This window comes from Amycolatopsis sp. NPDC005961, assembly GCF_040629235.1.
GTDB classification, from domain to species: Bacteria; Actinomycetota; Actinomycetes; order Mycobacteriales; family Pseudonocardiaceae; genus Amycolatopsis; species Amycolatopsis camponoti.
In genome coordinates this window covers 15,945-42,560 of the sequence record NZ_JBEXVF010000019.1, presented here as the reverse complement: position 1 = coordinate 42,560, position 26,616 = coordinate 15,945, and the positions used below count along the sequence as shown (strand labels likewise).

The window sequence follows — 26,616 nt, the reverse complement described above, 5'->3', positions numbered from 1 at the left end:
GGTGATCCGGCGCGGTGCAACCCGCTATTCGCTGATCGTGCGGATCTCGATCACGCCACCCCGCTCCTCCGGATTCGGTGCCTGCCGCATCAGCTCGACGACGTCCTCGAGCGATTCGCCGTTCAGCACCCAGAACCCGGCGACCAGCTCCTTCGTCTCCGCGAAGGGCCCGTCGATGACCTTCGGCTCGACATCGCCGTCGAAGACGACGCGCACGCCTTCCGCGCTCGACGTGAGGCCCTCGGCCAGCACGATCCGGCCCTCGTTCAGCAGGCGCTCGTTGAACTTCGACATCTCGGCCAGCTCCACGGCGCCGGGCTGGTACCCGGCCGCCTCGGACTCGGGACTGGCCTTCACCATCACCAGGAACCGCATCAGGCCTCCCGGGCGGCGCTCTGCGCGCGCAGACGTCCCTCCAGCTCTTCGAGCTCGGGCGTCATGTTCTCGAGGTCGGACGCCTCGGCGACGCGCCGGATCTCGACCTCGCCGGGCTCGCCGTCGGGGTTCGGCATCCGCTTGATCCACTCGATCGCTTCCTCGCGGTCGCGGACCTGCAGGATCCAGAACCCGCCGACGAGCTCCTTCGACTCGGTGAACGGGCCGTCGACGACCGTCGGGGTCTCCTTGCCGTCGAAGACGACCCGGGCGCCTTCCGAGCTCGGCGCGAGGCCCTCGCCGGCCAGCAGGATGCCGGCCTTGACCATCTCCTCGTTGAACTTCCCCATCTCGGCCAGCAGCTCGGCGCTCGGGGCCTTGCCGTCGGTGGCCTCGTTCGTCTTGACGATCACCATGAACCGCATCGCGGTCTCCTCTCGCTCGGTCTGCCTACGCGTCGAACGGCCGCGTCCCGGATCGACAGCTTCCGCCAAAAAACTTTCGCGACGGAAAACTAGCAGCTCAGGGCCGCTTCGGCGGGGCAATTCGGACAGGGGAGAATCTCCGGTCGTGGCGGTACTCCCCGACGACCTCTCCTCCGCGCTCGACGACGAGCTGGCCCGGCACCCCGTGCCGCGGCTGACGCAGTCCGTCGACCGGCTCAGCACGCGCTACCGCCAGGGTGACGCGGCGACCTCACCCATCCTCAGCTCCGAAGCCGACGTCGCCGCGTACGCCGGCTACCGGATGCCGGCCACCTACGCCGCCGTCCACGCTGTGCTCGCCGAGGCCGCTTCGCGCACGCCCGGATTCGAGCCGCGGACGCAGGTCGACGTCGGTGGCGGCACCGGCGCCGCGGTCTGGGCGGCCGCCGGCGTCTGGCCGTCGCTCGTGAAGTGCACGGTCGTCGAGCAGGTCGCCGGGGCCATCGGGCTCGGCAAGCGGCTCGCCGCGGGTGCGAGGAACGCGGCGGTCCGGGACGCCGAGTGGCGGCGCGGGCTCGTCGACCCGGCCGCGCCGTCGCCGGAAGCCGACCTCGTGACGCTGTCCTACGTCCTCGGCGAGCTGCCGGACGCCACCCGTGCCGACGTCGTGCGCTGGCTGGCGGGGAAGGCCGGGGCGGTCGCGCTGATCGAGCCGGGCACCCCCGCGGGCTACGAGCGGATCCGTGCCGCCCGCGCGCAGCTGGTCGAGCTGGGCCTGCACGTCGTCGCGCCGTGCCCGCACGACGACGTCTGCCCGATCGTGCCCGGCGCGGACTGGTGCCACTTCTCCGCGCGGCTGCCGCGGTCGGGGCTGCACCGGCGGCTCAAGGCGGGCACGCTCGGGTTCGAGGACGAGAAGTTCGCCTACGTCGTCGCGTCGCGGTCGGCGCCGGAGCGGCCGGACGCGCGGATCATCCGCCACCCGAAGAAGCACAAGGGCTGGGTCGCGCTCGATCTGTGCACTTCGTCGGACGGGCTCAAGCCCGGCGTGGCAGTCTCGAAGAAGCAGGGCCCGCGGTACCGCGCGGCCCGCGACGCGGAGTGGGGCGACGGCTGGTGAAGGTGATCGCGGAGATCAGCGTGTCGGCGGACGGGATCGTCGCCGGGCCGGACACCAGCACCGAGCACCCCCTCGGCCAGGACGGCGATCTTCTGCACCAGTGGCTGTTCGAGGGCACGGACGCCGAGGCCGGCATCGGCAAGCGGCTCTTCGACGGCACGGGCGCGTTCGTCGTCGGCCGCACGATGTTCGACGTCGGCGTCGACCCCTGGGGCGACGACGGCACCTTCAAGAAGCCCGTCTTCGTCGTCACCAACCGCCCGCACGAGCCCGTGGTGAAGGGGCCGACGACGTTCACGTTCGTCACCGACGGCCCGGAAAGCGCGCTGCGGCAGGCGAAAGCGGCGGCGGGCGAGGAGAACGTCCTGCTGATGGGCGGCGGCACGACCCTGCGCCAGTACCTGCTGGCCGGGCTGGTCGACGAGTTGCGCCTGCACGTCGTCCCGCTGCTGTTCGGCGCCGGGGTCCGCCTGTTCGACGCCGAGACCGGCGCGCACGTGAAGCTCGAGCGCACCGCCGTCGAGGAGACGCCGAACGCGACGCACCTGATCTACCGCGTCCTGAACTAGGGCATCCGCACGGTCTTCAGGAACGCGGGCAGCAGCCACGGCCGCGGCCCGCCGATCCGGACGCCGCCGCCCAGTACGGCTCGCGCCTTGGAGATCCGGCCGAACATCATCGGCACCAGGACCGCCGGGTCGAACGTCAGCCGCACGTCGGCGCCGCCGTCCGGTTCCTCGAAGCGCAATTCGCCGTGCCGGAGCGCCAGCACGGCGGGTTTCGTGTGCGCCGACCGGAACTCGACCGCGATCCGGCGCGGGGACGGCGTCGCGTCGTCGAGCAGGCGGCCCATGTCGTTGCGCACCATGCCGAACAGGAACAGCTCCAGGAACAACGCCTCGTGCGCCGCCGGGATAGGCCACGGCCGCCGGATCGCGCGGGCGATGTCGAGGCCGTGCAGCAGCATCTCGTTGACCAGGTGCGCGAGCACGCCGGCCACCGGCACGCGCGAGCCGCCCAGCCACCACACCGGTTTCTCCGGGTCCAGGTCCGCGCTGACGAGCAGCACCTCGGCGATGTCCGCGCGGAGGCGCTCGGCCAGCCGGGCGGGGTCGCGTTCCGGGTACAGCTCGAGCGCGAGCGCGTTCATCCGCGAGATCGTGTCCACGCTGGCCGTGTCGATCGGCTCTTCGAGACCCGGCAGCGGCAGCGGACCGCCGTCGCCGCGGATCATCGACGTGTACATCAGCGCGATCATCCCGACGTGCGACGCCGTTTCGGCGATCGTCCACTCCCCGAGCGACGTCACGTGCCCGTACCGCACGCCGGCCACCAGGTCCGCGAACCGGGCACCGGTCTCCGGCAGCGCGGCGCGCACCGCCTGCCACTTCTCGAGCGTCACGGATTCGACGGTAGGAGGCCGGACGGCGTCCCGGGTCTCCCCAGGTGCGGTTATCTTCTGCTCATGATCCGGCTCCTGCCCCGGTCGACCCGGTGGCGGGTCGCCCTCTTCGCCGCGCTCGCTTCGGCACTCGTCCTCGGCCTCGGGTCGTACTGGTTCGTGCGGGCGCTGCGCGGCGGCCTGGAAAGCTCCGCGAGCCAGCTCGCCAGCGAGAAGGCCCGGGCGGTCGGCTCGCTGCTCGACGCCGGGGTCAAGCCCGTCGACATCGCCAAGCAGCTCGACTACACCGGCTACTGGATCAGCCGCGACAAGTCGGGCGACACCGGCTGCCCGACCGACCCCGGCACCGCCGGTACGACCGCCGGCAAGGCCATCGTCTACGGACCGGACTGCGTGCTGAGCCGGCCTTTCGGCGGCGGCAACACCGTCGTGTCGCAGTCCGGGACCCTCGACCAGAAGCACTTCGTCCGGGCGTCGGTGCCGATCGACCCCATCGGGCTCGAAACCGTGACCACCGCGCAGCGGATCCTCTGGGGCGGCGTGCCCGCGGCCGCGCTGCTCGTCGGCGGCGTCGCCTGGTTCGCCGTGCGGCGGTCGCTGCGCGCGGTGGGCGGCCTCCGCGCCGAGGTCGACGGTGTGCGCGCGGGCGACCTCGGCCGCCGCGTGCCGGTGCCGGACTCCGGCGACGAGATCACCGAGCTCGCCGTGACGATGAACGAGATGCTGGCCCGGCTCGACCGGTCGGTGCGGCGGCAGAGCCAGTTCACCGCGGACGCGTCGCACGAGCTGCGCACCCCGCTGGCGTCGCTGCGCACCCAGCTCGAGGTGCAGCTCGCCCACCCCGACCGGCTCGACTGGCGCCGCAGCTGCGAAAACGCCGTGCTCGACGTGACGCGGATGGAGACGCTGGCCGCGGACCTGCTGCTGCTCAGCAAGCTGGACGCGGACCAGCCGGCCGGGACCGAGCCGGTCGCGCTGGCGGACCTGGTGACCGCGCACGTCGCCGCGCGGGTCCCGCACGACGGCGTCGAGGTGCAGCTCGAAGCGTCTCCGGTGGTGCGCGGCCACGCCGGACGCCTGGAGCGCGTGCTGCGCAACCTCGTCGACAACGCCCAGCGCCACGCGAAGAGCCGCGTGACGGTCACGCTCACCGCGTCCGGCGGCCAATGCGTGCTGACGGTCGATGACGACGGGCCCGGCATTCCGGCCGGGCAGCGCGAGCGCGTCTTCGACCGGTTCGTGCGGCTCGACGAGGACCGCGCCCGCGAAGACGACGGCGGTTCCGGGCTGGGCCTGGCGATCGCCGCGGAGATCGCGCGCACGCACGGGGGCACGTTGCGCGTCGCCGACGGCGCGTCCGGTGCGCGTCTGGAGCTGCGCCTTCCGCTTGCCTGAAGACGTCTTCAGCTCGCTTAAGCTCCGGTTCAGCATGGTCTCAAGAGCATCCCGCCATGCTGATCGACCTCGCGCCGGCTCCGGCGCGCGCCACCCGCAGGGCCCCCTACGTCGTCGCCGCGGTCGCCTTCGCCGGGTACGCCGGCTGGTCGTCGGAACGGCTCCGGACGTTCGACGCGAGCGGGTTCGACCTCGGGATCTTCGAGCAGGCGGTGCGGTCCTACGCGCACGGGCACTGGCCGGTGTCGGACCTGCTCGGCGCGGACTGGCCGACGCTCGGCGACCACTTCCACCCGATCCTGGCGCTGCTCGCGCCGTTCTACCGGCTCTGGCCGTCCCCGGCGTGCCTGCTGGTCGCGCAGGCCTTCCTGTTCGCGCTGTCGGTGGTGCCCGTGACGCGCTGCGCTTCCCGCGTGCTGGGCGCCCGCCGCGGTGCGGTCGTGGCCGCGGGGTACGTGCTCTCGTGGGGGCTGCTTTCCGCGGTGAACTTCGACTTCCACGAGGTCTGCTTCGCCGTCCCGATGGTGGCGTTCGCCGCGGAGCACCTGCTGCGCGAACGGTGGCGGGCGGCGGTGTGGTGCGCGCTGCCGCTGGTGCTGGTCAAGGAGGACCTGCCGATGACGCTCGCCGCGGTGGGCGTCGTCCTGGTGCTCAACCGGCAGCGCCGGCTCGGGTGGGCGGTCATCGGCTTCGGCGTGGCCACCACGGTTCTGCTGGTGACGGTCGTGCTGCCGCTGCTGAACCCGGCCGGCGCCTACGCGCACAGCGGCGGCTTCAACCCCTTCGGCGGGTCGATCGTCAAGGTGTCGATGCTGCTGGCCCTGGTGGCGCCGACGGCGTTCACGGCGCTGCGATCCCCGGTGCTGCTGCTGGCGGTGCCGACGCTGCTGTGGCGGCTGGTCTCGGCGAACGACCGCTACTGGGGCATGGGCTACCACTACAGCGCGGTCCTGATGCCGATCGTGTTCCTCGCGGCGGCGGACGGCGTCCGGCGCTGCGGACCGCGCTTCCGGACGCTGCTCCCGGCGTGCGCGCTGGTGGCCGGGCTGGGCTCGCTGGGATTGCAGGCGGCGCACCTGAGCGACGGCGTCTGGACGCCGTCACAACGGGCCGGCATCGACGCGGTGCTCGCCCGGATCCCGGACGGCGCGGACGTCCTGGCCTCGAACCGGCTGGCCCCGCGGCTGACGTCCCGCTGCACGGTGCTGTTCTTCGACGGCGTGTCGGCGGAGCGGCCGGAGTGGGTGGCGGTGGCGAGGCCGGAGCAGTCCTGGCCGACGACCCTGGCCACGAAGGCGTTCGCGGCGGAGGAGCTGGAGAGCACGGGATACCTGCGCGTCGCGGAGACGGACTCCGTCGTGCTGCTCCACCGTGCGTAGAAAGGCCGCAGCGGTAACCGGCCAGTCGGGGGGCGTGCCGGCCGGTTACCGCCGCACCGAGAAAGAGGGAGCCCCACGCCAGGAATGACGCGCGGCTCCCCGCTTCACCCGATCGAGTGACGAAGAGATTTTCAGGCCGGGTCGGCCAGGATGCCGTTCACGTACGAACCCGGGTGGGTCGCCGCGTCCTGGCGGAGCACCGGCAGGTCCGACGGCCACTTCACCGTCAGCGCCTTCGTCGAACCCGGCGGGATCGTGGTGAGCTTGGTCGGCGTCCACGACGCGCCACCCTCGGCCGGCGTGAGCACCGTGATCGTCGCCGACGCCGTCGTCCCCGCGGGGACCTCGTTGTACTTCACGCCGTTGTCGACGCGCGGCAGGTGGTACACCGGGCCGAACGTCGCGTCGTCCGGGCCGTTCAGGTCGACGCCCGGCACGCCGTACAGGCCGCACGTGTGGTTCGTGGTGTTGCGGTAGGTCAGCGGGATGTCGAACTGGCCCGGCGCGTCGTTCTTCTCGGCCGGCTTGCCCAGCAGGACCTCGAGGTCGGCCGTGGTGCACCGCGGCGTGCCCGCCGACGCCGGGGCCACCCCGCCACCGGACGCCCCCCGCGCCGGAGCCTGAGCCACCGGAGCCGCGGCAGCCGGAGCCGGAGCCGCCGCCGTCGAAGTCCCGCAAGCCGCCAGCGCGAACGCCCCCGCGGCGGTGCCGATCCCCACCAAGATGCGCTTCATGTGAGTTCCCCTCCCGAAATCAGTTGCTGACCGGCGTGACCTGCACGGTGCCGCCCTTCAGCGGCGCGCCCGCGGGCCACTCGACGCTCACCGGCTGGCCGTACGGGCCGGTCGGCAGGTCGAACGTCACGAACGACGGCACGGCGGACGGCGTCGCGGCCGAGCGCTGCACGATCCGCGACACGGCCGGGTGGCCGTCACGCAGGTTCACCGGCACGGACTCGCTGCCGTCCGGGGTCGCGGTGACCGGCAGCCGCTGCCCGCCGGCGATGAAGGTCAACGCCGTCGGCGCGCCCTCGAGCTTGCAGTTCGTCGTCGGCGAAGCCGCGGTGTAGGTGAGGACGTAGGCCTCGTGCCCGGCGGCGTGCGACGGGTCCGGCGCGACGGACACCCGGACGTCCGAAGCACCGCACGGCGTGTCGCTCGGCATGGCGTTCGCGGCCCCGGCCGCCAGGACCAGGCCGCCGGCCGCCAGACCCCCGACGATCAGCGCGGTTGCGGTTCGCTTCATGGTCATCCTCCCTCGTTCCGTGATCAACTGGACTCACAGTGAGAGATGCCCGGGGGCCGCCCGGGGATGCGCCGCGATGGGGTCGATCACCGGAAAGCAACCTCGGAGCTGCCCAGGCGTCGAAAAGAGAGTCAGCTACGGCCGAAGCAGACGAACGGCATCAGCGGTTCCGCCTGGGCCGCGTCGGCCAGGGCACGCGCAGGGGGTGTGCCCGCCGAGAGCGCCCGGTGGTAGGCCAGCATCACCCCGCCGGCCGTCCGGTCGTCGACCCGCGCCACGCTGGAGACGACCGTGCGGCTGCCGCCGTAGAGCAACGCCGCCGTGAAGCCGAGGACCTCGTCGCCGTCGCGGACCACCGCCTGGCCGACGTCGCACGACGACAGCACCACCTGCTCGGGTGCGGTCGAAAGCTGCTGGACGTCGTAGGCCATCAGCGGCCCGTCGGCCAGGTTGAGCCGGGAGAACAGGACGTTCTCCTGTTCGTGGTGACCGTGGGCGGCGAAGTGCGCGAGGCGGCAGCCGTCGAACGCCTTGAGCGTCGCCGCCACCGTCGCGTCCGGCCCGGTCAGCACCTCGGCTTCCGGGTAGAACGGCGCCAGCAGCGAGACCTCGGTTTCCGCGTGCGTCAGGTCCGAACCCGCCACCAGCAGCGGCGCCCCGGCCGCCCGGCGCGGCCGCCGGCCCGCGTCCAGCCAGGCCGACGACGACGGCGTGACCGTCACCGGGCGCCCGCGCAACGTCGGCAGCAGGCCCCACGGGATCGCCGACAGCGCGCCGGTCGGCACCACGACGACGTCGAGGTCGCCGAGCCGGGAAGCCAGAGGCGCCAGCAGGATCCCGTCCAGTGCCGTGACCTGCGTCCGCACCGAGCGGCGGATGACGTGGTCGAGCTGGGCGGGGAGCTGGCGCCCGCACAACGCGTCGAGGTCGCTGTGCAGCCGGGCGACCGGTTCGGCGACGGCCGACGCCGGGCCGAGTTCGATCAGCGCGACCCGGTGGTTCGCGATCACCTGCGCGCACAGCGCGCCGTGGTCGGCGAGGAAGCAGACCATCGCGCTGCCGGTCGCGGCGAGCTCGTCGCCGACCTCGCGCAGCTTGGCTTCCGGGTGGTCGACGTCGGTGCCTTCGGCCTGCCAGCCCTTGGCGCGGATCTCGCGTTCCAGCGCGGCACAGCGCTTCGCGGCCTGGGTGTCCGGCTTCCCGGACAGCTCGCCCGCGCGGATCTGCATCGAGAGGTAGCGCAGCTCGGCGACGGCGTCGACGGTCTCCGGGTGCGCGGGCGGGCGCACCGGCCGGAAGCGGAACGCCTGGGCACGAGAGCGGTCGAGCCACCGGAAGACGACGCCGGGCGAACGCTGGGCCAGCGCGGCGGCCAGGCCGGCGTCGGCGAGCTCCCGGCCCAGCGACGTCGTCGCGGTCTGCAGGTCGATGCTGCCGAACCGGCCGCGGTGGCGCTCCAGCTGCGTCAGGCCGGCGCGCGCGTTCGCGAAGGTGATGCGCCGGTCGCCGCTGGCGGCGCCGAGCTCGGCCAGCGCGAGCCGCCGGACGAGGCGGTTCTCCAGCGGGGCGGCGCGGCGGTCGCGCGGGGCGATGCCGGCGCGGGCGCCGTCGAGATCGCCCAGCGCGATGCGCGCGCGGGCGGCGAGCAACGCGGCGATTTCGGCGTCGTTGCGCAGGCCCAGCTCGGTGAGCCGGCCGGCCAGCGCGGTCGCCTCGGTGGCGACGCGGGCGATCCGCCGTCCGGCGGCGAAGTCGGCGCGCAGCACGGTCAGCTGCGCGACCGCCGCCCAGGTTTCGTTGCCACGGCGGCGAAACCGGCGTTCGGCTCGGCCGGCCCAGCTCCGCGCGGTGGACGGGTCGCCACTCGCCAAGGCGGCCAGGGCCCGGGTCAGCTCGGCTTCGGCGTGTTCCTGGTTCATCCGCAGGCGCGGGAACAGTTCCAGGGCCGCGTCCAGTTCCGCGGCGGCTTCCTGCGGCAGCCCGGCCGCGAGCAGCGCGCGGGCCTTGTCGACGGCCAGCACGGGCAGCATCCCGACGCTCTGCGCGGCGTAGAACCCGCTCGCCGCGTCGAAGTCCCGCAGGGCGCCCGGGATGTCACCGGTGAGCACGCGCGCCTGGCCGCGGCCGTGCGCGGCTTTGGCGAAGATCCGGGCCAGGCCCTCTTCCTCGGGCTGGCCGGCCCCGATCTGCTCGCACTGGTCGAGATCGGCGAGCGCGAGCCGGACGCGGCCGGCGTACTGGTGCAGCATCGCGCGGTTGAGCAGGGTCCGGGCGAGCACGACGAACTCGCCGGCCTGCCGCAGCAGGGGGATCGCTTCGTCGAAGCACGCGAGGGCTTCGTCCATCCGGCCGATCAGGATGAAGACGAGACCCCGTTGCTGGCGCAGGATCCCGCGCCCGGCGTCGGACACGAGGACGTCGGCTTCGTCGAGCAGCGCGAGCCCGCGGGTGCTGTTGCCCAGCGCGGTTTCGACGGCGGCGTAGGTGCCGAGCACGCGCGTGGCGAGATCAGGCCACGACGGCCATTCCGGCGGCGGCTGGTTCGCGGGCAGCCCGAGAAGCCGCGCGGCGGACCGGATCAGGCGGCCGCCGACGACGGGCTGGCCGTTGTTGGTCGCCGCGACCGCACGCCGATGCAGGTCGCGCACCCGGTCTTCCGCCCTCGGCGACGCGACCACAGGCTGCCCTTCCGGCCGGGGCCGTCCCCCTCGGCCGAGAAGGACGCCCCGGATCGTACCTCCGGGTCCGGGTGGTCCGGGAGTTCTTGCCGGACGGGCAGATTTTCACGTCGGGGCGCGACAACCGGGGTGGTCCCGACGGCCGGGGCTCAGAGTTCGATGGCCGGCGTGCTCACCGTCCTCGACCGGCCCAGCGTCCGCACCAGCACCTGGACCATCCCGTGCGGCACCCCGCTCACCGCGAACCGCCCTTCGGCGTCCGATGTGGTCGTCAGCGGGCCGGTTGCCGTGCGGACCTCGATCGGGTGCTCGGCCGGGGGCGTCAGCCAGCCGTCCAGGCGGATCGTCCCTCCCGGCTCGGGGCTCACGTTCACCATGATCGTCAAGCTCTCGCTGTCGAACGTGATGAGCCGGCCCTGCTCCGCCGCGCTGCGCGTGACGGCGATCCCCTCCTGTTCCCGGATGCGCATCACTTCCAAGTCGACGTCCTCCAGCTGGATCGCGAAGCGGATCTGCTCCACGAGCGTGGCGGGCATCGGGTCGGCGTCTTCCCACAGCTCGCGCAATCCGGTCAACAGCCGGAAGTCGAGCTCGTCCAAGGGCTCGTTCGCGCCGGGTGGTTCGACGGTGGTCACAGCCAATCTCCTTCGCCGTTGGCGAGTAGCTGCTCGCGCAGGCGCGCGAGGCAACGTCCCCTTGTCGGGCCGATACTCCCCCTCGGCATTCCCAGCCGGGCGCCCACTTCGGCGTAGTCCGGCCGGTGCACGAACGCCACGATCCGCAGCAGGCTGCGGCAGCGTTCGGGCAAAGCGTCGACCGCGCGCCACAACCGCACGCGCTGGTCGTCGCGCAGCACCCCCTCCTCGGGTGCCGGTGACGCTTCGGACAGCCGCTCCGGAAGCTCCGGAAGCGGCCGCTCGACCTGGCGCTTTTCCCCAGTGCGCCAGGCTTCCCTCTTCGTGACGGTGATCAGCCAGCCGGTCAGCGCGACCGGCGAGCGGATCTCCGCGAACGAACCGAGCAGGCGCAGCCACGTCGTCTGCACGACGTCGGCGGCCTGATCGGCGTCCAGGCCCTGATCACGCGCGACCTGCCAGAGCAGCGGCGTGAGCAGGGAAACCAGTTCGTCCAGCGCCGCGCGGTCGCCCTCCCGCGCGGCGTCGAACAGTGCCGCTACCCGGCTGTGGTCGGTCTTGGCCACGGTCACAGCGAGCCCAGCGCGGTCCAAGCGCGCTTGACGACGGTGTCGCGGTCGACCGTGGCCAGGTCCGACCCGGACAGGACGAGCGCCTTGGCGATCTCCGCGGCGGCGAGCGGCGCGGCGAACGACGTCCCGTCCCACACCGCGAAGCCGGCGCTGTAGTCGTCCGGGTCGAAGGAGTTCCGGCCGGGCAGCTCGTGGTCGGCGGCCGCGCTGCCGCGGACGTCGGTCGGGTACGTGCTGACCACGCCGGCGCCGGTCGCCCAGCAGCGCACCCACGGGCCTTCGTTGGAGAACAGCGCCTTGCTGGTGCCGACGTCGGGGTTGAGCGCCCCGACGCTGATCACCTGCGGGCCGCAGCCGCTGCCGAGCGGCTGGTCGGCGAAGGCCGCCGGGTAGAAGCGGCGGGTGGTGGCGTCGTTGCCCGCGGCCGCGACGACGAGCACGCCCAGGCCGAGCAGGTCCGCGATGGCCGCGGCGAACTGGCCGGTGAAGGCGACGTCGGCCGGGTCTTCGACGTAGTAGCCCATCGAGAGCGAGACGACGTCGACCATGTCCTGCGGCCGGTTGTTCGCCTGCGCGTTCCGGACGCGGTCGGCGAGCAGGTGCAGAGCCAGCAGCACGTCGCCCTCGTACGCGACGCCGTCGCTGTGCACGACGCGGATCGCGAGGGTGTCGGCTTCGGGGCAGGCCTGCCGGATGATGCCGGCGATGAACAGGCCGTGCCCGGTGTCGGTGTCGACGTCGCCGATCAGCGGCTGGCCGGTCGTCGGCGCGTCCCAGTAGTCCTCGAGGAACTGGGTCGGCAGCGTGGTGCCGGAATCCTGCTCGGCCTGCAGGATCGCGGCCTGGATACCGGGGGCGACGGTGAGGCCGGAGCCGGCGGGCGGCGGGCCGCTGCGGTCGGTCATCCCGAACCAGCGGTGCGGCCCGATGCCGGTGTCGAGCACCGCGACGACCGGCCGCCGGTGCGCGGGCTTCTTGCTGCGGTAGGGCGGGTCCGCGGCGAGCGTCACCGGGATCCGGTTGGCCCCGTGGGTGCGCCCGTAGGAGCTGCCCGCGCCGAACCCGCTGGTCTCCCACGGCGTGCCGCCGAGGCCGCTGGTCTCCCACGGCACCCCGCCAAACACCGGCGAGGTGAAGAGCAGGTGCTCGACGGAGACGTTCCGGACGATCTCCGGGTCGATTTCGGGTTTCTCCCCCGAGGCGGCCGACCGCAGCAGCTGCAGCGCCTTCCAGCAGTCGACGACGACGGGGTCGGAGTCCTCGCGGACCCGCAGCAGGGCGCGGACGGGCAGGTCGTCGAGCTGCCGGGCGCGGCCATAGCCCTTGCTGTCGCCGCCGCGGTCGGCCGGCTCGGCCTGGATGCCGATGCGGGCGAGGACGCGGTTGATCGCGGCCAGGGACTCCTGGTCGCGCAGGTACCGGTTGGGAAGCAGGAAGGTCCCCGGCCGGTAGACGGTGGTGCGCGGGACCGGCTGCCCGGCGACGACGACCGCGGTCGCCGGGTCGAGCACCCGCGCGCCGTGGCGGTCGAGCAACTGCCGGGGCGGGGTCGGGAGCTCGTTGAGCGTGCTCGCGTCCTCCGCCGCCGCTTCCACGGTCTCGTCCCGCACGAACTTGACGACCATCGGGTCCACCCTCCGCCATTGATCACTGATGGCACCCGGGAAAGACCGGTGAGCCGCCACCGGGATACGACACGGACATCACGAATGGGTAACGGACGCGGCAAACGGGTGACGACGTATCTGGCGGGCTCTGCTCACCCACTTGGCCGTCCGTACGTCACGGATCGAGTCGGGGAGATCAGCATGGTTCCGCTCCGGGTGAGCGCGCAGGAAGCAAGCCGGCCCGCGCCGGTGCGGGGGCTGGGCGGCGCGTTCACCCCGGACCCCGCGACCGGCGGGGGCAGCTTCGCGGTGCCGCTCGACCTCCCGCCGGGGCCCGGCGGGATCGCGCCCGTCCTGGCGCTGCGCCACACCACCGGCGCGCCGAACGGCGCCTTCGGCGGCGGGTTCGCGTTGCCGCTGCCGCAGGTCCGGCTGGCCGGCGGCGACGCGCGCTCCGCCGCCGACGGCCGGCTCAGCCGCCGGGGCGACGGCTTCGTGCTGACCACCCGGTCGGGGGTCCGGCACCTGCTCGGCACGACCGACGGCGGCCGGTCCGCCGGCTCGGCCTGGTACCTCGAGCGGACCGAGGACGCGTTCGGCAACGCCGTCGCGTTCGGCTGGGTCCACCACAGCGGCCAGGCGTACCTCGCGCGCGTGTCCTACGGACCGTACGAAGTGGACTTCACGTACGAACCGCGGCCGGACGTCCTGCGCTGGGGCCGCGGCGGCACCCTCGTCACGACGGCGCTGCGGTGCGCCCGGGTCGACCTGCGGGTGCCCGCGGACGCGCGGCCGCTGGTCCGGCGGTGGCGCTTCGGCTACGACGAAGACGACGTCACCGGCTCGTCGCTGCTGACGTCGGTCACGCTCACCGGGTTCGACGCGCACGGCGCCGAGGCGGCCGCGCCGGTGCTGCGCCTGGCCTACGCCCTCTCGGAACCGCCGGCTCCGCGGCGGCTCCAGCGCGCCGCTAAGGCGCGGACCGGCGGCGGCGTAATGCTCCTCGACGACTCGGTGCCCTACTTCTCCCTGGAGTCCGCGGGCCTGCCGCGCACCGGGCGGCTGAGCGAGATCGACAACGGGATCGGGCTGCACACGTCGGTCGAGTACGCGACCGTCGAGGCGGTGCCGGTGGTCCGGCGCGTCACGCGGCGCGAAGCGGCCACCGGGCAGACCGGCGTGACGAAGTTCGAATACCACGACAGCCGCACCGCCGGCTTCGGGCGCGTCGTCCAGGACGAGCTCGGCGACGAGTACGCGCCCACGCTGCGGACCGTGCGCTGGTTCGGCGTCGACGGCCTGCTCGACAAGGAAGAGACCTACGGCCTCGACGGCTCCGCCGAGGAAGACCGGCCGTACCGCCGCGTGGAGCACTCGCGCCGTCCCCAGTGGACACGGTCGGTGGCGACCGTGTTCGAGCGCCGGGATCGGCCCGTCTCGGTCACCACGACGGAGACGGCCTTCGACGCCGCCGGCAACCCGGTCCGGGAGGTGGAGACGACCAAGCGGCCGGGCCACGAGCCGGTGGTCCGCGAGACGCGCACGACGTACGCGACCGCTCCCGAACGCCGGTTCGGCGCGCTGCCCGCCCGCGTGCGCGAGCTGGACGCCGGCGGGAAAGTGCTGTCCGACAGGGTGTTCCGCTACGACGAGCGGCCCGACGGCCACGCCGGGTCCCACGGCCTGCTCACCTCGCGGGAGGAGCTGGTGCTCACCGACGCGCTCGTCGCCGACGTCTACGGCCCGGTCCCGCCGGACTTCCGCCACCACGGCTACCACCGGCGTCCCGGTGAGGACGGCTGGTGGACGACGACGTTCCACGGACGGCTCGACACGGTCGCCGGGCTGCGCACCACGACGACCGGGCCGCACGGCCACACCCACGAGGTGCGCTACTCCGCGGACCGGTGCTTCCCGGAGGTCGCCTCGGACCCGCTGGGGAACGTGACGTCGACGCGCTACGACGTCCGCACGGCACGGGTGTGCGAGGTGACCGACCCGGCGGGCGCGGTGACGACGGTGACGCTCGACCCGTTGGGACGCCCGGAAACCGTCGTGCGGCCGGGCGACTCGGCGGACCTGCCGACCGTCCGCTACCGCTACGAAGGCCCGCGAGTCACCACCGAGCAGCGGGCGGTGTCCGGTGAGGCGGAGGTGCTCGTGACGTCGGAGCTGCGTGACGGCGCGGGCCGGCTGCTGCAGCGTCGGCACGCCGAGCTGCTCGGCGACGTCGTCGACGAGCAGCACGAGTACTGCGCACGCGGCCTGGTGTGCCGCACGAGCCGCGCGTTCCGCGACGGCGAGCCTCCGTTCGCCCGCGAAGAGTTCCGCTACGACGCGCTGGGCCGGCTCCTCGGAGCGTCCACATCGGACTCTTCGATCGCGGGCGTCCGCGACTTGCTCGGACGGGAGATCCGCGACGCGGAAGGCGTCGTGCACGCGCGGGACGCCGCCGGCAACCCGGTCGAGACGCGGACCGCGGACGGCCACACGGTGTACCGCGTGCACGACGCGGCCGATCGCGTGGTGGCGGTGCTGGTCGACGACCCGGGCGGCACCCCGGTCACGACGTTCACCTACCACGACGGCGGCCTCCCGGTGCCACCCGAAGCGGGGCCGCACAGCTGCGGGCGGCTGGTGCGCGTCGCCGACGAATCCGGCGTGACGCTGTTCGGCTACGACGCGCTCGGCCACCCGGCCGACCGGCGCTGGCGCCCGGCGCACGTGGCCGTCGAGTACCGGCTGGACGTCGTGCGCCGCGCGGACGGGCGACTGTCCGAAGTGGTCTACCCCGACGCCGGCGACGGTCGGCTGACCGTCCGCCACCAGTACGACGAGGTCGGCCGGCTGGTGAGCGTGCCCGGCTTCGTCGACGCCGTCCAGTACGACCTGCACGGCCGCCGCACCGCGGTGCACCACGCGAACGGCGTCAGCGAGCTCTTCACCCCGGTGCACGTCATCACGGGCCCGGGCGGCCTGCTGCACGAGGTGGTGCCGCGGGAGCCCGCGGAACCGCCGTCGGGCAGCGAGATCCGCGACGCGTTCGGCCGGCTGCGCGGGGTCCACGGCGACGACGGCGTCAACGCGCTGTACGGCTACGACCACACCGGCCGCCGCGTCCGCACGCTGATCACGGACGGCACGCGCATCCACGAGATCCTGACCCCGGACGACCTGTACGCGGTCGAGGACGGCGAGCTGGTGGTCGTGGTGGCGGGCACGGTCCGCCGCTACGCGGACGGCCGCCGCCACCACCTGCACTTCGACGCGGCCGACAACGTCGCACTGGTCACCGACGAGACCGGCGCGGTCGTGAGTGAGAAACAGGGTTAGCACACGGTTTCCCACTCACGACCTCATGGACGGATATGTCTCAGGAGGTTCCGGACAGTTTGTGGTTGGTGAGACGTTGGTAGCGTACTGATCGGTCGAGGGTGAGCTGGCGGACGACGGTGTTGCCGATCATGATGGTGACCCGGTCGCCTTGCACGCCGTAGCCGGCGAAGGCCTGTTGCAGCGCGGCCCAGGCGGCGGTGGTGGTCTCGCCGGTGGCGGCGTAGCAGCCGACGTCGAGGCGGGAGTGGTCGTCGAGGATCTGGAGGATGCAGACCTTGGTGCCGTCGGCGAGGTAGTGCTCCGTGCCGTCGATCTGCCAGCAGCCGTTGGGGTCGGTGTAGGTGAAGCGGCGGCGGGTTTTCGGTTTTTTGCGCGGCTGGGCCACGATCTGGCCGTGGGCGCACAGGATGCGATGGATCGAGGCGCGGGAGGGCAGCGGCAGCTGCCCGGTGTCTTCGAGCCGCCAGCGGATGGAGATCGGGCCGTTGTCGCAGCCTTCGTCGGCCAGTTCCTTGCGGGCCCGCAGGACCGCCTCGGCCACCTCCGGCCCCAGGGCGCTTGGACGGTGGTGCGGGGCGGTGCTGCGGGCGGTGAACCCGTCCGCTCCTTCGGTGCGGAACCCGTGTTACATACTTGTAGAAGGTGTCCCGGGACATGCCGTGCTCGCGGCAGAATCGCGCCACGTTGATCTTCTCGCCGTGAGCGACCCGAGCGACCGCGGCGACGAACTCAGGATCCATCGAAAACCCCGTTCTGCCCATCGACGCATGGTCACCACGAAAGCCCTGGTCACCACACCGACAAGCCGACCAGTGTCTGTGAGGTCCTGAGACATCAACTGTCGGCGATGTCCTGAACTGAAGCACAGGGTTAGCACACGGTTTCCCACTCACGACCTCAGTCGAGCACCGCCAGGTCGAGCCGATCGAGGCGCGCGGGGTCGGCGAGGATGTCGATCTCCACGATCCGCCCGCCGGCGACCGTGAAGCCCAGCACCGAGAACGGCCGTCCGTCGCGGGTGCCGACCACGCCCGCCGCGCCGTTGACCAGCGCGCGGTGGACCACGCCGCCGCCCGCGCCGAGCCGGGAGAACGTCAGTGCCTGGTCGGCCACCGCCGACGGGCCGCGCACCTCGATCGACCCGCCCAGCGCCGCGCCGCGGTCGGCGCGCAGCACGACCTCCGGGTCGAGGACCGAGACCAGCGCCTCGAAGTCGCCGCCGCGGGCCGCGGCCAGGAAGGCGTCGACGACCTCGCGCTGCCGGGACAGGTTCGGGTCCGGCGCGACCGGGGCGCCCTGGACCCGTCGCCGGGCGCGGCTCGCCAGCTGCCGGGTCGCCGCTTCGGACCGCCCGACGATCGGCGCGATCTCGTCGAACGGCATCGCGAACATGTCCCGCAGCACGAACGCCAGCCGCTCGCCCGGGGTGAGCGTGTCGAGCACGACCAGCAGCGCGAGGCCGACCGAGTCCGCCATCAGCGCCTCGTGCTCGGGCCCGGCGTCGTCGCGGCTGACGATCGGGTCGGGCACGAGGACGTCCCACGGCTCCTCGCGCCGGGCCTTGCGCGAGCGCAGCATGTCGAGGCAGACGCGCCCGACGACCGTGGTCAGCCAGCCGCCCAGGTTCTCGACGGCGGCCGAGTCGCTGCGGCTCAGCCGCAGCCACGACTCCTGGACGGCGTCCTCGGCCTCGGTCAGCGAACCCAGCATCCGGTAGGCGACCGACCGCAGGTGGGCGCGGTGGGTCTCGAAGCTGTCAGCCAGCAGGTCGTCGTTCACGGGCCGGTCCTTTCGCGGGGCGTCGTCACCTTGACGTGTCCGGCGGTGAAGATGTGACAGATCGGACGACTGGGTACCGCTGAGCGGCATCCTCCCTTGACGTACGATATATGACCGCATAATCATCGGATCTCTCTGGACAAAGGAGCGGCCATGAGAGTCCGAGCCTGCCTCGCCGCGGTCATCGTGCTGCTGGCGAGCCTGGTCACCCCCGCGAGCGCCGAGCTGTTCAACCCGCGCCAGGACTGGCTGCGGGCTTCGACGGCCGGGTTGTTCCTGCACTGGGGCATGTTCACCGCGCCGCGGCACACCGACTGCGCCGCCTGGGAGCACGACGTCACCGCCGGCGGCTGGACGCCGGACTACTGGATCGACGAGGCGAAGAAGCTCGGCGCGTCCTACGTCGTCCTCACCACCTTCCACAGCCGGCTGGGCTACGCGCGGCCGTGGCCGTCGAAGATCCCCGGCAGCTGCTCGACGCAGCGCGACTTCCTCGGCGAGCTGATCGCCGCGGGCCAGGCCAAGGGCGTCCGCGTGATGCTCTACATGACCGACGACCCCCAGTGGCACAACGAAACCGGCCACGAGTCGCTCGACTCGGCCGCCTATTCGGCGTACAAGGGCCACCAAGTCGACTTGACGACGCGCCCCGGCTTCGGCGAGTACAGCTACGACCTGTTCGACGAGGTCATGGACCGCTACGCCGGCCTCGCCGGGTTCTGGATCGACAACGACAACGAGTACTGGGAGCAGCACGGGCTCTACGAGCACATCCGCGAGAAGCGGCCGTCCTGGTTGCTGAGCAACAACAACGAGGACACGCCGATCATGGACACGGTCAGCAACGAGCAGAAGACCGGCATGACGCCGTCGTACGACTACCCGCAGGCGATCTACACGCCGATGCCGCGGCTCACCGAGGCCGACTACAAGCTGCCGACCAACGGCGACTGGTGGTACAGCGGCGGCGACCAGGCCGTCGACGTCCGGCTCTCGACCGGCCGCTACATCACGAACGCGGGCTCGTCGATCAAGTCGCTGATGGCCGAAACCGCCATGCTGAACGGGAAGTTCCCGCCGCAGCAGGAGGCGTTCAACAACTTCATGGCGTCCTGGACCCAGCCGATCAAGAAGACGCTGGAGGGCACCGAAGGCGGCGGGTACATGTACGGCGGCATGCAACCCGGCTTCTGGAACGACGGCGCGCACGGCGTCATCACCGTGAAGCCGGGCGCCAGGACGCAGTACGTGCACGTCGTCACGCGGCCGTCGACGAACCTGGTCCGCCTGCGCGACAACGGCTACCGCGTCACGCGGGTGTCCGATGTGCGCACCGGAAAGCCGATGCGGTTCGCCCAGTCCGGCGGCTATCTGTCCATTCTGGACATCACCGACTGGGACACCTACGACACGGTGTTCGAAGTGGACACCGCCGGGCAGCAGTACTTCTACGACAAGAGCACGATCAAGGCGACCGCGTCGGCCTCGGCGCCCGGGCACCCGGCGGCGAACCTCACCGACGGCAGCTACCTGAACTACTGGGACGCGGGCGGGCAGCAGCCGGTGTCCGTGACGCTGGACCTGGGCAGGAAGCGATCGACGGCCTACCTGGCCGTGCACGAGCGCGAGTCGTCGCCGACGGCCGCACGCGAGTCGTTCGGCCGCGCCGAGGATTCCGCGCGGATCAAGGACTACCTCGTCTACGCCAGTGACGACGGCACGAATTGGGGACAGCCGGTGCGCACCGGCGCCCTGCCGAGCACGCGCGGCGTGCAGTTCGTCGACGTCGGCGAGGTGCACGCGCGCTACCTCAAGCTCGAGGTGCTGAACACGTGGTCCGGCCCGCAGGCCAAGCCGTTCTTCCACCAGCTCGCGCTCGACGAGATCGACGTCGCCTACGGCTACCCCGATCCCCGCGGCGAGGTGCCGCTGGAGGCGGAGTCACCCCGCAACGGCTTCGACGGCAAGGCGTCGCCGGTGTGGTGCGAGGCGTGCTCGGGCACGGCCGCGGTCACCGGTCTCGACCGCGGCGCCGTCACCTTCCGGAACGTCCAGGCCACGGGCCCCTCCCGGCTGCAGCTGGACACCACCGGGCCGGGCTCGCTCGCGGTGAGCGTGAACGGCGCCGCGCCGATCACCGTCAACGCCCCGGCGGCGATCGCCGTGCCGCTGAACGCGGGAGCCAACACCATCAAGGTTTCCGGGACCGTGGGCCTCGACCGGATCGCCGTGGCGCCGCTGCCGCCCGAGTCGCACACGCCGAAGACGACGTTGACCGTGCAACCCGCGGGCGTGCAGTGGGTTTCGCCGGGTCAGCAGGCCCTGAAGATCACCGCTTCCCTGCGGCTCGACGTCGACGACCCGCTCGACCAGGTGACGCTCGCGCCGGTCGTCCCGGCGGGCTGGACGCTCCAGGGCGCCCCGGTGACCGCGGCGAACCTCCGGCTCGGCCAGGTACTGAGCGGGTCGTGGACCGTGACGTCCCCGGTCGCGCAGGACGTGACCATCCCGGTGACGGCGTCGTTCTCGACGCTCGGCCGTGCGAAGTCGGTGAGCAAGCCGGTGCAGGTGAAGCAACGTCCGGCCGACCGCGTGTTCATGCGCGAGGCGGAGGACTCGGCCAACGACATCGGGGACGCCGGTGTCACGAGCTGCTCGCCGTGCTCGGGCGGCCAGAAGGTGCGCAACATCGGCGGTGGCGCGGGCGCGGCGGTGACGTTCCCGGGCGTGACGGTGGCCACGGCCGGGCAGTACACCCTCTACCTCGACTTCACCGTCAACGGCGACCGGTCGTACTTCGTGTCGGTCAACGGCGGTGCGCCGGTGGAGGTGAAGGTCAGCGGCGCCGGCAACAGCACGCCGTACACCACTTCGGTCCCGGTGACGCTGAACGCGGACGCCAACTCGATCCGGATCGGCAACGACCGGGCGGGGGCTCCGGATCTGGACCGGATTTCACTGGGTTAGCTCGCGCAGCACGCGGGCCGGGTCGATGTCGACGGCGCGGGCCGGGCCGTCGCCCGACGCGCTCCAGGCGACGGACACCCACAGCTCGGCGTAGTCCCCGCGCTCGACGCCGGGCAGCTGCCAGGTGAGCCGCGCGCCGTCGAGCTCGACGGCGTCATCGGGCAGCGCGGTGGACCAGTACGGCGGCGCGTGCTGCCCGGCCCGCGAGCAGTGCCGCAGCATCTCGGTGGCGGGGCCGCCGACGCTCACCACGGCGTCGGCGGTTCCGGCGGTGAAGGCGCCGTCACCGGCCCGGACGTCCTCGGGTGGCGCGTCCAGCTCGGCCTGGACGACGAACTCGCTGAGCGGTTCCCTGGCCAGCACGCGGAAGATCGCCGTCTCCCGGGTGACGTGGGGCTGTTCGGGCTCGGTGGTCCCGGAGAGCACGTCGAGGCGCACGGACCGGTGCCGCCACCGGCACAGCCGCGCACCCGAGTCGAGCCCCCAGGTGTGTTCGGGTTTCGCGGGCACGTCCCACCCGCCGATGCGGACGGCGAACCGCACGTCACCGAGCGGAGTGACGACGTCGAGCGCCCGCGGGGATGTCCGTGACAGGACTTCCGTGTCCAGCATGCAGTGATCCTTACCCCGCACCGGGAGCCCGTACACGAAGGTCACCCGTCCGTGGAAAATGGACAGCATGCTGAACGACTTGCCCCGGCTCCCTCCGGTGGGCGCGGTGATCGAGCGGGACGGGCCGATCGTCCGGACGCACTACGGCACCCACGGCGAGGTGAGCCACGGGCCGCTGCCGGACGGCGACCTCGACGCGCTCGTCGCGCGGCAGGTCGAGGCGTTCGCGCGCCGGAACGAACCGGTGGTGTGGCCGGTCTACGGCGACCCACGGCTCGCCGAAGCCCTCCTCGCCGCGGGCTTCACTCCCGATCCGGAACGGTCGGTGCTGGTCTGTCCGATCGGGACGGACACCACCGCGCTCCCCCGAATCGGCGATCACTGGCCCGGGCACCAGCGCATCGCCGAACTGGCCGCCAGGACCGGCCCGCACCGCCGTCCCTACACCGAGTTCCTCGCCGATTCGGCCCACCTGGGCCAGTCTTCCGAGGTCGTCCTCGACGGCGATCGGGCCGCGTGGCTCGAAGAAATCGGTGACGTCATGGTCGTCGGCGGAGTCACCGATCCCGGTTTCGCCGCCACGCTCGCCGGCCACGACTGGCGGGCGATGCCCCGCGTCGGCGGGTCCCATCCGGGCGTGCGGTCGCTGCTCGCGGAAGCCGACGGCGATCTGCGCGAAGCCTTCGAGGCGGCCGGGATGCGCGAGACCACCACCGTCACCCGGTACCGCCTGCCGTCCCCCGGCGAGCCCGCACGGACCCGGCCGGTCCGCCGGCTGTTCGCCGAGCCGGAGCAGGACGAGATCTGGGCCCGCTTCTACGAAGAGTTCGCCTTCCGGCCCGACATGAGGGCGTTCCCCGGCATCACCGAACCGGCGGGCTCGGCGACCTGGCACGTCGGCGAGCTGGACGACACCCGGCTGGACGCCCTGTCCGACATCGTCCACAAAGGACTGCGTGCCGTCGGCGAAGAGCTGTACTGGCTCGACTGGCACCACGCGGGGTACCGCTTCGACCCGGCCAGGGTCGACGGCGCCGGACCGCGCTGGCCCGGCGCCGTCTTCCCGGACGGCGACTACCACCTCTACCTGACCCACGACCTCCGCCTGGGCACCTTCGGGCACCCGTGGGAGGAGACGGTCTGCGTGTGGGGCGAGCTCCTCACGCGGATCGACGCCGAGCTGACCGCCGCGCTCGGCGAGCCGCTCCGGCGGTCAGAAGCCTGACGTCCCGTTCGGCGTGCCCAGCCCGGTGGGCCCGTCGTACCCGGCGCCCGCCGTGCAGAGGTAGCTCCCGCCGCAGCTGCCGTTCGAGCCGGACGTCACGTCGTTCAGCCCGCCGGTGTGCGCGTACGGGTAGGACCCGGACGTCACCGAGTTGCCCGCCAGCGCGTACACGCTCGCGATCACCGGCGACGACAGGCTGGTGCCGCCGACCTGCACCCAGCCGTCCGCGCCCTGGGCCAGGCCCAGCGCCAACAGGAAGTCGCAGAACGACGAGCTGCCGCAGCTGTTGTACGTGTCGTAGACGCCGAGCCCGGTGGCCGGGTCCGCGACCGCCGAGACGTCCGCGACCGTCCTCTTGGCGCACCCGGTGTCGTGCTGCCATGCCGGCTTCGCTTCCAGTGCCGAGCAGCCGCTGCCGCTGCCGCTCCACGTCGTCTCGGTCCAGCCGCGGGTGGTGGTCGTGGACTTCTTCAACGTCGTGCCGCCCACCGCCGTGACGTACGGCGAGGACGCCGGCCAGCTGACGCCGTACCCGGAGTCGCCCGAGGAGGCCGTGACGGCGATGCCCGGGTGGTTCAGGTGGGCGTCCGCGGCGAGGATCGTCGAGTCCTCGGTGCCGCCGTAGCTGTTGGAGATCGCCACCACGCCGGGCGTCGCCGCGGCCGTGTCGACCGCCGTCATCAGCGGGTCGGTGTCCGGGGAGTTGGCCTCCACCAACAGGATCTTGCAGTCCGGGCAGGTCGCCGAGACCGCGTCGAGGTCGAGGCTGATCTCCTCGGCCCAGCCGTAGTCGGGCGCCGGCAGCGGGCTCGCCGCGCCGTTCTGGTTGACCTTCTTGAAGCAGCCGTTGGCCGTCGTGCACGCGGAAAGCCCGCGGGCGGACCGGAACTTCGCCAGGTCGGCCTCCGCCGTGGGCGCGTCCTGCGCGTCGACGATGGCCACGGTGCGGCCGTTCGCGTGCAGGCCGCCGAGGTTGTACGCGGCCTGGATCTCCGCCGGCCCGTAGCCGACCGGGGTCGAGACGATCAGCGGCCCGCTGCCCTTCGGCGACCGGATCGCCTTGCCGAGGCAGTGCATCTTGCCGGAGGTGGCGCAGCCGAAGTTCACGATGCCGCCGCTCTGCAGCGGTGCGGCTTCGGCCGTCGAGGTGGCGACCGTCAGCGGGGCCGCGATCAGGGAGAGGACGACGAGGGACCGGAACAACCGTCGAGGCGCCATGGCCTACTCCTCGGTAGGGGACGAGGTGTGGCACGGGATCGTCGCATGTCACTCGTTCGGGGTCACCCGACGGAAGAAGGTTTCTCGGTTCAGTCATTCGCCCACCCCGCCGTCAACCCGACGAAGGGCCACGAACCGCTTCACCCGTTCGCGCATTGGTCCAGACAAGTGTTACCGAAACGAGACCGAAGCACCGCTCAGTGGGAGCTAATTTGTTGTGACTCGCAACGAATGCTCGTGGATCCCCAACGGCGGAGGTGTCACGGCGTGAACCGGACCTTTGACAAGCTTCGACGGCGCCGGCGCGGCGTCGTCGCCTTCACCGCGGCTCTGCTGCTCGGCGCCGGGCTCACCGCCCCCGCCGCGCTCGCCGCGGACGACTACACCCAGAGCGTCACCCAGCTCAGCTCGACGCAGCTGCAGCTCAACTTCACCCCGACGACCCCCGCGCTGTACGTGGACGTCCACTACACCGGCGTGCCGGGCGTCGGCCAGCAGAACGTGCGGATGACCAACGGCTCGGGCACCTGGCAGACCACCGTCAACGGCCTGAGCACCGGGAACACGCTCGACTACTGGTTCACCTACGAGAAGAGCGGGCCGCAGTACGACACCCCGCACTTCACCTACACGGTCGGCGGCGGGGGCACGACGACGGCCGCGGCGCCGACGTTCAGCCCGCCCGGTGGCACGTATTCGTCCGCCCAGACCGTGACGATCAGCAGCGCCACCTCCGGCGCGACCATCCGGTACACGGTGGACGGCTCGACGCCGACCGCGTCTTCGACGCTCTACAGTGGACCGATCAGCGTCCCGAACTCCCGCACGGTCAACGCGATCGCGCTCAAGTCCGGCTCGACGACGTCCCCGGTGTCGAGCGCGACCTACACGATCGGCACCCAGGCCGGCTGCCCGACGCAGTCGGACACGCCGAACTTCGGCTCGAACGTGCGGATCTTCGACCCGAGCATGTCGGCGGCGACGATCCAGGCCCAGCTCGACACCGACTTCAACAACCAGAAGGACACGCTCACCGCGCAGATGGCGGACCGGCGCGTCGCCCACCTGTTCAAGCCGGGCACGTACAACAACGTGCACGACAACGTCGGCTTCTACACCTCGGTCGCCGGCCTCGGCCAGAACCCCGGCGACGTCCTGATCAACGGCGACGTCACGGTCGACGCCTTCAACGCCTCCGACAACGGCGTGGCGCTGCAGAACTTCTGGCGCTCGGCCGAGAACATGGCGGTCAACCCCTCCGGTGGCCAGGAGCGCTGGGCGGTCGCGCAGGCCGCGCCGTTCCGCCGGATGGACGTCCGCGGCGGACTGCAGCTGTACCCGGCGAGCTACGGCTACGCGAGCGGCGGCTACATCGCCGACACCAAGGTGGCCGGCCAGGCCGCGTCGGTCTCGCAGCAGCAGTGGTACACCCGCGACTCGCAGCTCGGCAGCTGGAACGGCGGCGTCTGGAACATGGTCTTCTCCGGCACCAGCGGCGCGCCGGCGAACACCTTCCCGAACCCGCCCGAGACCACGCTCGCGACCACCCCGGTCTCGCGCGACGTGCCCTACCTGTACGTCGACGGCACCGGCAAGTACCGCGTGTTCCTGCCTTCGCTGCGCACCAACGCGTCCGGCCCGAGCTGGGCCAACGGCAGCACCCCCGGCACGTCGGCGCCGATGAGCCAGTTCTACGTCGTCAAGTCCGGCGACACGGCCTCGTCGATCAACAACGCGCTCGCGGCGGGCTGCAACCTGTTCTTCACGCCGGGCATCTACCACCTCAACCAGACGCTCAACGTGACCAAGGCCGGTACCACCATCCTCGGCATCGGCTACCCGACGCTGGTGCCGGACAACGGCGTCAACGCCATGCAGGTGTCCGATGTGGACGGCGTCCGGCTCAAGGGCCTGCTCTTCGACGCCGGCACGACGAACTCGCAGGCCCTGCTGACGGTCGGCCAGTCCGGCTCGTCGGCGTCGCACGCCTCGAACCCGACGACGGTCCAGGACGTGTTCTTCCGGATCGGCGGCGCGATCGCCGGCAAGGCGACGAACAGCCTGATCGTCAACAGCGCCAACACGATCATCGACCACATCTGGGCATGGCGGGCCGACCACGGCAACAGCGGCACGGTCGGCTGGAACACGAACACCGCCGACACCGGGCTCGTGGTGAACGGCGCGAACGTGCTGGCCACCGGCCTGTTCGTCGAGCACTACCAGAAGTACCAGGTGATCTGGAACGGCCAGGGCGGGAAGACGATCTTCTTCCAGAACGAGATGCCCTACGACGTGCCGAACCAGGCCTCGTGGAACGCGCCATCCGGCGTCGCCGGGTACGCGGCCTACAAGGTCGCGTCGAACGTGACGTCCCATGAGGCGTGGGGTCTCGGGAGCTACTGCTTCTTCGACACGAACCCCGCGGTGTCCAGCTACCACGCGTTCGAGGTGCCGAACACCAGCGGCGTCAAGTTCCACAGCCTGCTGTCGGTGTCGCTCAACTACCGCGGCACGATCACGCACGTCATCAACGACACCGGCGGTGTCACGCCTTCGGGCACGGTGCCGGTGAACGTGGTCAGCTACCCGTAACCCGGGTGACAGGCGCCCCCGCACCGGACCCGACCCCGGTGCGGGGGTTCC

The 26,616-nt window shown here is 72.1% G+C and carries 21 protein-coding genes; 8 read left to right on the top strand and 13 right to left on the bottom strand.

Annotated features, from left to right (window positions below; genetic code table 11):
• Positions 1-24 precede the first annotated feature (24 nt).
• Together ABZ342_RS19345 and ABZ342_RS19340 are read right to left on the bottom strand one after the other, a co-directional pair.
• Positions 25-375, bottom strand: a complete 351-nt coding sequence (locus tag ABZ342_RS19345) for a YciI family protein (RefSeq protein WP_360474576.1) — start codon at positions 373-375, stop codon at positions 25-27.
• Entirely contained in the window at positions 375-800 is a 426-nt protein-coding gene (locus tag ABZ342_RS19340; protein WP_360474573.1) for a YciI family protein, read from the bottom strand. The genes ABZ342_RS19345 and ABZ342_RS19340 overlap by 1 nt, the downstream gene beginning before the upstream one ends.
• A 145-nt stretch (positions 801-945) precedes the next feature.
• Here ABZ342_RS19340 and ABZ342_RS19335 point away from each other — a divergent pair, with 145 nt between their 5' ends.
• Both ABZ342_RS19335 and ABZ342_RS19330 read left to right on the top strand, forming a co-directional pair.
• The gene (locus tag ABZ342_RS19335; RefSeq protein WP_360474570.1) at positions 946-1,920 is read left to right on the top strand and encodes a small ribosomal subunit Rsm22 family protein; all 975 of its coding nucleotides are present in this window, start codon (positions 946-948) and stop codon (positions 1,918-1,920) included.
• Positions 1,917-2,489, top strand: a complete 573-nt coding sequence (locus tag ABZ342_RS19330) for a dihydrofolate reductase family protein (RefSeq protein WP_360474567.1) — start codon at positions 1,917-1,919, stop codon at positions 2,487-2,489. The genes ABZ342_RS19335 and ABZ342_RS19330 overlap by 4 nt, the downstream gene beginning before the upstream one ends.
• On the opposite strand, the gene ABZ342_RS19325 is transcribed toward ABZ342_RS19330, so the two are convergent.
• Positions 2,486-3,322, bottom strand: a complete 837-nt coding sequence (locus ABZ342_RS19325; RefSeq protein ID WP_360474564.1) for a maleylpyruvate isomerase family mycothiol-dependent enzyme — start codon at positions 3,320-3,322, stop codon at positions 2,486-2,488. The two genes, ABZ342_RS19330 and ABZ342_RS19325, sit on opposite strands and share 4 nt — an antisense overlap.
• A gap of 63 nt (positions 3,323-3,385) precedes the next feature.
• On the opposite strand from ABZ342_RS19325, the gene ABZ342_RS19320 reads away from it, so the two are divergent.
• Both ABZ342_RS19320 and ABZ342_RS19315 read left to right on the top strand, forming a co-directional pair.
• On the top strand, positions 3,386-4,717 hold the full coding sequence (locus ABZ342_RS19320) for a HAMP domain-containing sensor histidine kinase (protein WP_360474561.1): 1,332 nt from the start codon (positions 3,386-3,388) through the stop codon (positions 4,715-4,717).
• Between the two features lie 56 nt (positions 4,718-4,773).
• Positions 4,774-6,096 (top strand): DUF2079 domain-containing protein, encoded by a 1,323-nt coding sequence (locus ABZ342_RS19315; RefSeq protein ID WP_360474558.1) that lies wholly within the window; start codon positions 4,774-4,776, stop codon positions 6,094-6,096.
• A gap of 131 nt (positions 6,097-6,227) precedes the next feature.
• Here ABZ342_RS19315 and ABZ342_RS19310 read toward each other — a convergent pair whose 3' ends face one another.
• From ABZ342_RS19310 to ABZ342_RS19285, 6 genes are all read right to left on the bottom strand, one after another.
• On the bottom strand, positions 6,228-6,830 hold the full coding sequence (locus tag ABZ342_RS19310; RefSeq protein WP_360474555.1) for a DUF4232 domain-containing protein: 603 nt from the start codon (positions 6,828-6,830) through the stop codon (positions 6,228-6,230).
• A 19-nt stretch (positions 6,831-6,849) separates the two neighbouring features.
• Positions 6,850-7,341, bottom strand: coding sequence for a DUF4232 domain-containing protein (locus tag ABZ342_RS19305; RefSeq protein WP_155547561.1), 492 nt, complete (start codon positions 7,339-7,341; stop codon positions 6,850-6,852).
• 131 nt (positions 7,342-7,472) lie between these two features.
• Entirely contained in the window at positions 7,473-9,989 is a 2,517-nt protein-coding gene (locus tag ABZ342_RS19300; protein ID WP_360474551.1) for a CHAT domain-containing tetratricopeptide repeat protein, read from the bottom strand.
• 179 nt (positions 9,990-10,168) lie between these two features.
• On the bottom strand, positions 10,169-10,654 hold the full coding sequence (locus ABZ342_RS19295) for a hypothetical protein (RefSeq protein ID WP_155547563.1): 486 nt from the start codon (positions 10,652-10,654) through the stop codon (positions 10,169-10,171).
• Positions 10,651-11,226 carry a sigma-70 family RNA polymerase sigma factor gene (locus ABZ342_RS19290; RefSeq protein ID WP_155547564.1) on the bottom strand — a complete coding sequence of 192 codons (576 nt, stop codon included), beginning with the start codon at positions 11,224-11,226 and terminating at the stop codon, positions 10,651-10,653. The genes ABZ342_RS19295 and ABZ342_RS19290 overlap by 4 nt, the downstream gene beginning before the upstream one ends.
• Positions 11,223-12,851 (bottom strand): S8 family serine peptidase, encoded by a 1,629-nt coding sequence (locus tag ABZ342_RS19285; RefSeq protein WP_360474547.1) that lies wholly within the window; start codon positions 12,849-12,851, stop codon positions 11,223-11,225. Before ABZ342_RS19285 ends, ABZ342_RS19290 begins: the two co-directional genes overlap by 4 nt.
• Before the next feature lie 183 nt (positions 12,852-13,034).
• On the opposite strand from ABZ342_RS19285, the gene ABZ342_RS19280 reads away from it, so the two are divergent.
• Positions 13,035-16,166, top strand: a complete 3,132-nt coding sequence (locus tag ABZ342_RS19280) for a SpvB/TcaC N-terminal domain-containing protein (RefSeq protein WP_360474543.1) — start codon at positions 13,035-13,037, stop codon at positions 16,164-16,166.
• Positions 16,167-16,206: 40 nt separating this feature from the next.
• Here the strand turns inward: ABZ342_RS19280 and ABZ342_RS19275 are convergent, their stop codons facing one another.
• Both ABZ342_RS19275 and ABZ342_RS19270 read right to left on the bottom strand, forming a co-directional pair.
• Positions 16,207-16,710: a DDE-type integrase/transposase/recombinase gene (locus tag ABZ342_RS19275; protein ID WP_360474540.1), complete on the bottom strand. Its 504-nt coding sequence runs from the start codon at positions 16,708-16,710 to the stop codon at positions 16,207-16,209.
• 356 nt (positions 16,711-17,066) lie between these two features.
• Entirely contained in the window at positions 17,067-17,948 is an 882-nt protein-coding gene (locus ABZ342_RS19270) for a sigma-70 family RNA polymerase sigma factor (protein ID WP_360474537.1), read from the bottom strand.
• 153 nt (positions 17,949-18,101) lie between these two features.
• Between ABZ342_RS19270 and ABZ342_RS19265 the strand changes: the two genes are divergently transcribed.
• Positions 18,102-20,915 (top strand): alpha-L-fucosidase, encoded by a 2,814-nt coding sequence (locus tag ABZ342_RS19265; RefSeq protein WP_360474535.1) that lies wholly within the window; start codon positions 18,102-18,104, stop codon positions 20,913-20,915.
• On the opposite strand, the gene ABZ342_RS19260 is transcribed toward ABZ342_RS19265, so the two are convergent.
• Positions 20,904-21,527, bottom strand: coding sequence for a hypothetical protein (locus tag ABZ342_RS19260; protein ID WP_360474533.1), 624 nt, complete (start codon positions 21,525-21,527; stop codon positions 20,904-20,906). The genes ABZ342_RS19265 and ABZ342_RS19260 overlap by 12 nt on opposite strands.
• Before the next feature lie 67 nt (positions 21,528-21,594).
• Between ABZ342_RS19260 and ABZ342_RS19255 the strand changes: the two genes are divergently transcribed.
• Positions 21,595-22,752: a DUF2716 domain-containing protein gene (locus tag ABZ342_RS19255; RefSeq protein WP_360474530.1), complete on the top strand. Its 1,158-nt coding sequence runs from the start codon at positions 21,595-21,597 to the stop codon at positions 22,750-22,752.
• Here ABZ342_RS19255 and ABZ342_RS19250 read toward each other — a convergent pair.
• Positions 22,741-23,970, bottom strand: a complete 1,230-nt coding sequence (locus tag ABZ342_RS19250; RefSeq protein ID WP_360474527.1) for a peptidase S8 — start codon at positions 23,968-23,970, stop codon at positions 22,741-22,743. The two genes, ABZ342_RS19255 and ABZ342_RS19250, sit on opposite strands and share 12 nt — an antisense overlap.
• Before the next feature lie 267 nt (positions 23,971-24,237).
• On the opposite strand from ABZ342_RS19250, the gene ABZ342_RS19245 reads away from it, so the two are divergent.
• Positions 24,238-26,565 (top strand): chitobiase/beta-hexosaminidase C-terminal domain-containing protein, encoded by a 2,328-nt coding sequence (locus ABZ342_RS19245; RefSeq protein WP_360474525.1) that lies wholly within the window; start codon positions 24,238-24,240, stop codon positions 26,563-26,565.
• Positions 26,566-26,616 lie beyond the last annotated feature (51 nt).

What these genes read in the sequence shown, in the direction of transcription:
- ABZ342_RS19345 (WP_360474576.1), bottom strand. Translation starts at nt 375, where the DNA reads ATGCGGTTCCTGGTGATGGTGAAGGCCAGTCCCGAGTCCGAGGCGGCC.
- ABZ342_RS19340 (WP_360474573.1), bottom strand. Translation starts at nt 800, where the DNA reads ATGCGGTTCATGGTGATCGTCAAGACGAACGAGGCCACCGACGGCAAG.
- ABZ342_RS19320 (WP_360474561.1), top strand. Translation starts at nt 3,386, where the DNA reads ATGATCCGGCTCCTGCCCCGGTCGACCCGGTGGCGGGTCGCCCTCTTC.
- ABZ342_RS19315 (WP_360474558.1), top strand. Translation starts at nt 4,774, where the DNA reads ATGCTGATCGACCTCGCGCCGGCTCCGGCGCGCGCCACCCGCAGGGCC.
- ABZ342_RS19310 (WP_360474555.1), bottom strand. Translation starts at nt 6,830, where the DNA reads ATGAAGCGCATCTTGGTGGGGATCGGCACCGCCGCGGGGGCGTTCGCG.
- ABZ342_RS19305 (WP_155547561.1), bottom strand. Translation starts at nt 7,341, where the DNA reads ATGAAGCGAACCGCAACCGCGCTGATCGTCGGGGGTCTGGCGGCCGGC.
- ABZ342_RS19285 (WP_360474547.1), bottom strand. Translation starts at nt 12,851, where the DNA reads ATGGTCGTCAAGTTCGTGCGGGACGAGACCGTGGAAGCGGCGGCGGAG.
- ABZ342_RS19280 (WP_360474543.1), top strand. Translation starts at nt 13,035, where the DNA reads ATGGTTCCGCTCCGGGTGAGCGCGCAGGAAGCAAGCCGGCCCGCGCCG.
- ABZ342_RS19265 (WP_360474535.1), top strand. Translation starts at nt 18,102, where the DNA reads ATGAGAGTCCGAGCCTGCCTCGCCGCGGTCATCGTGCTGCTGGCGAGC.
- ABZ342_RS19260 (WP_360474533.1), bottom strand. Translation starts at nt 21,527, where the DNA reads ATGCTGGACACGGAAGTCCTGTCACGGACATCCCCGCGGGCGCTCGAC.
- ABZ342_RS19255 (WP_360474530.1), top strand. Translation starts at nt 21,595, where the DNA reads ATGCTGAACGACTTGCCCCGGCTCCCTCCGGTGGGCGCGGTGATCGAG.
- ABZ342_RS19250 (WP_360474527.1), bottom strand. Translation starts at nt 23,970, where the DNA reads ATGGCGCCTCGACGGTTGTTCCGGTCCCTCGTCGTCCTCTCCCTGATC.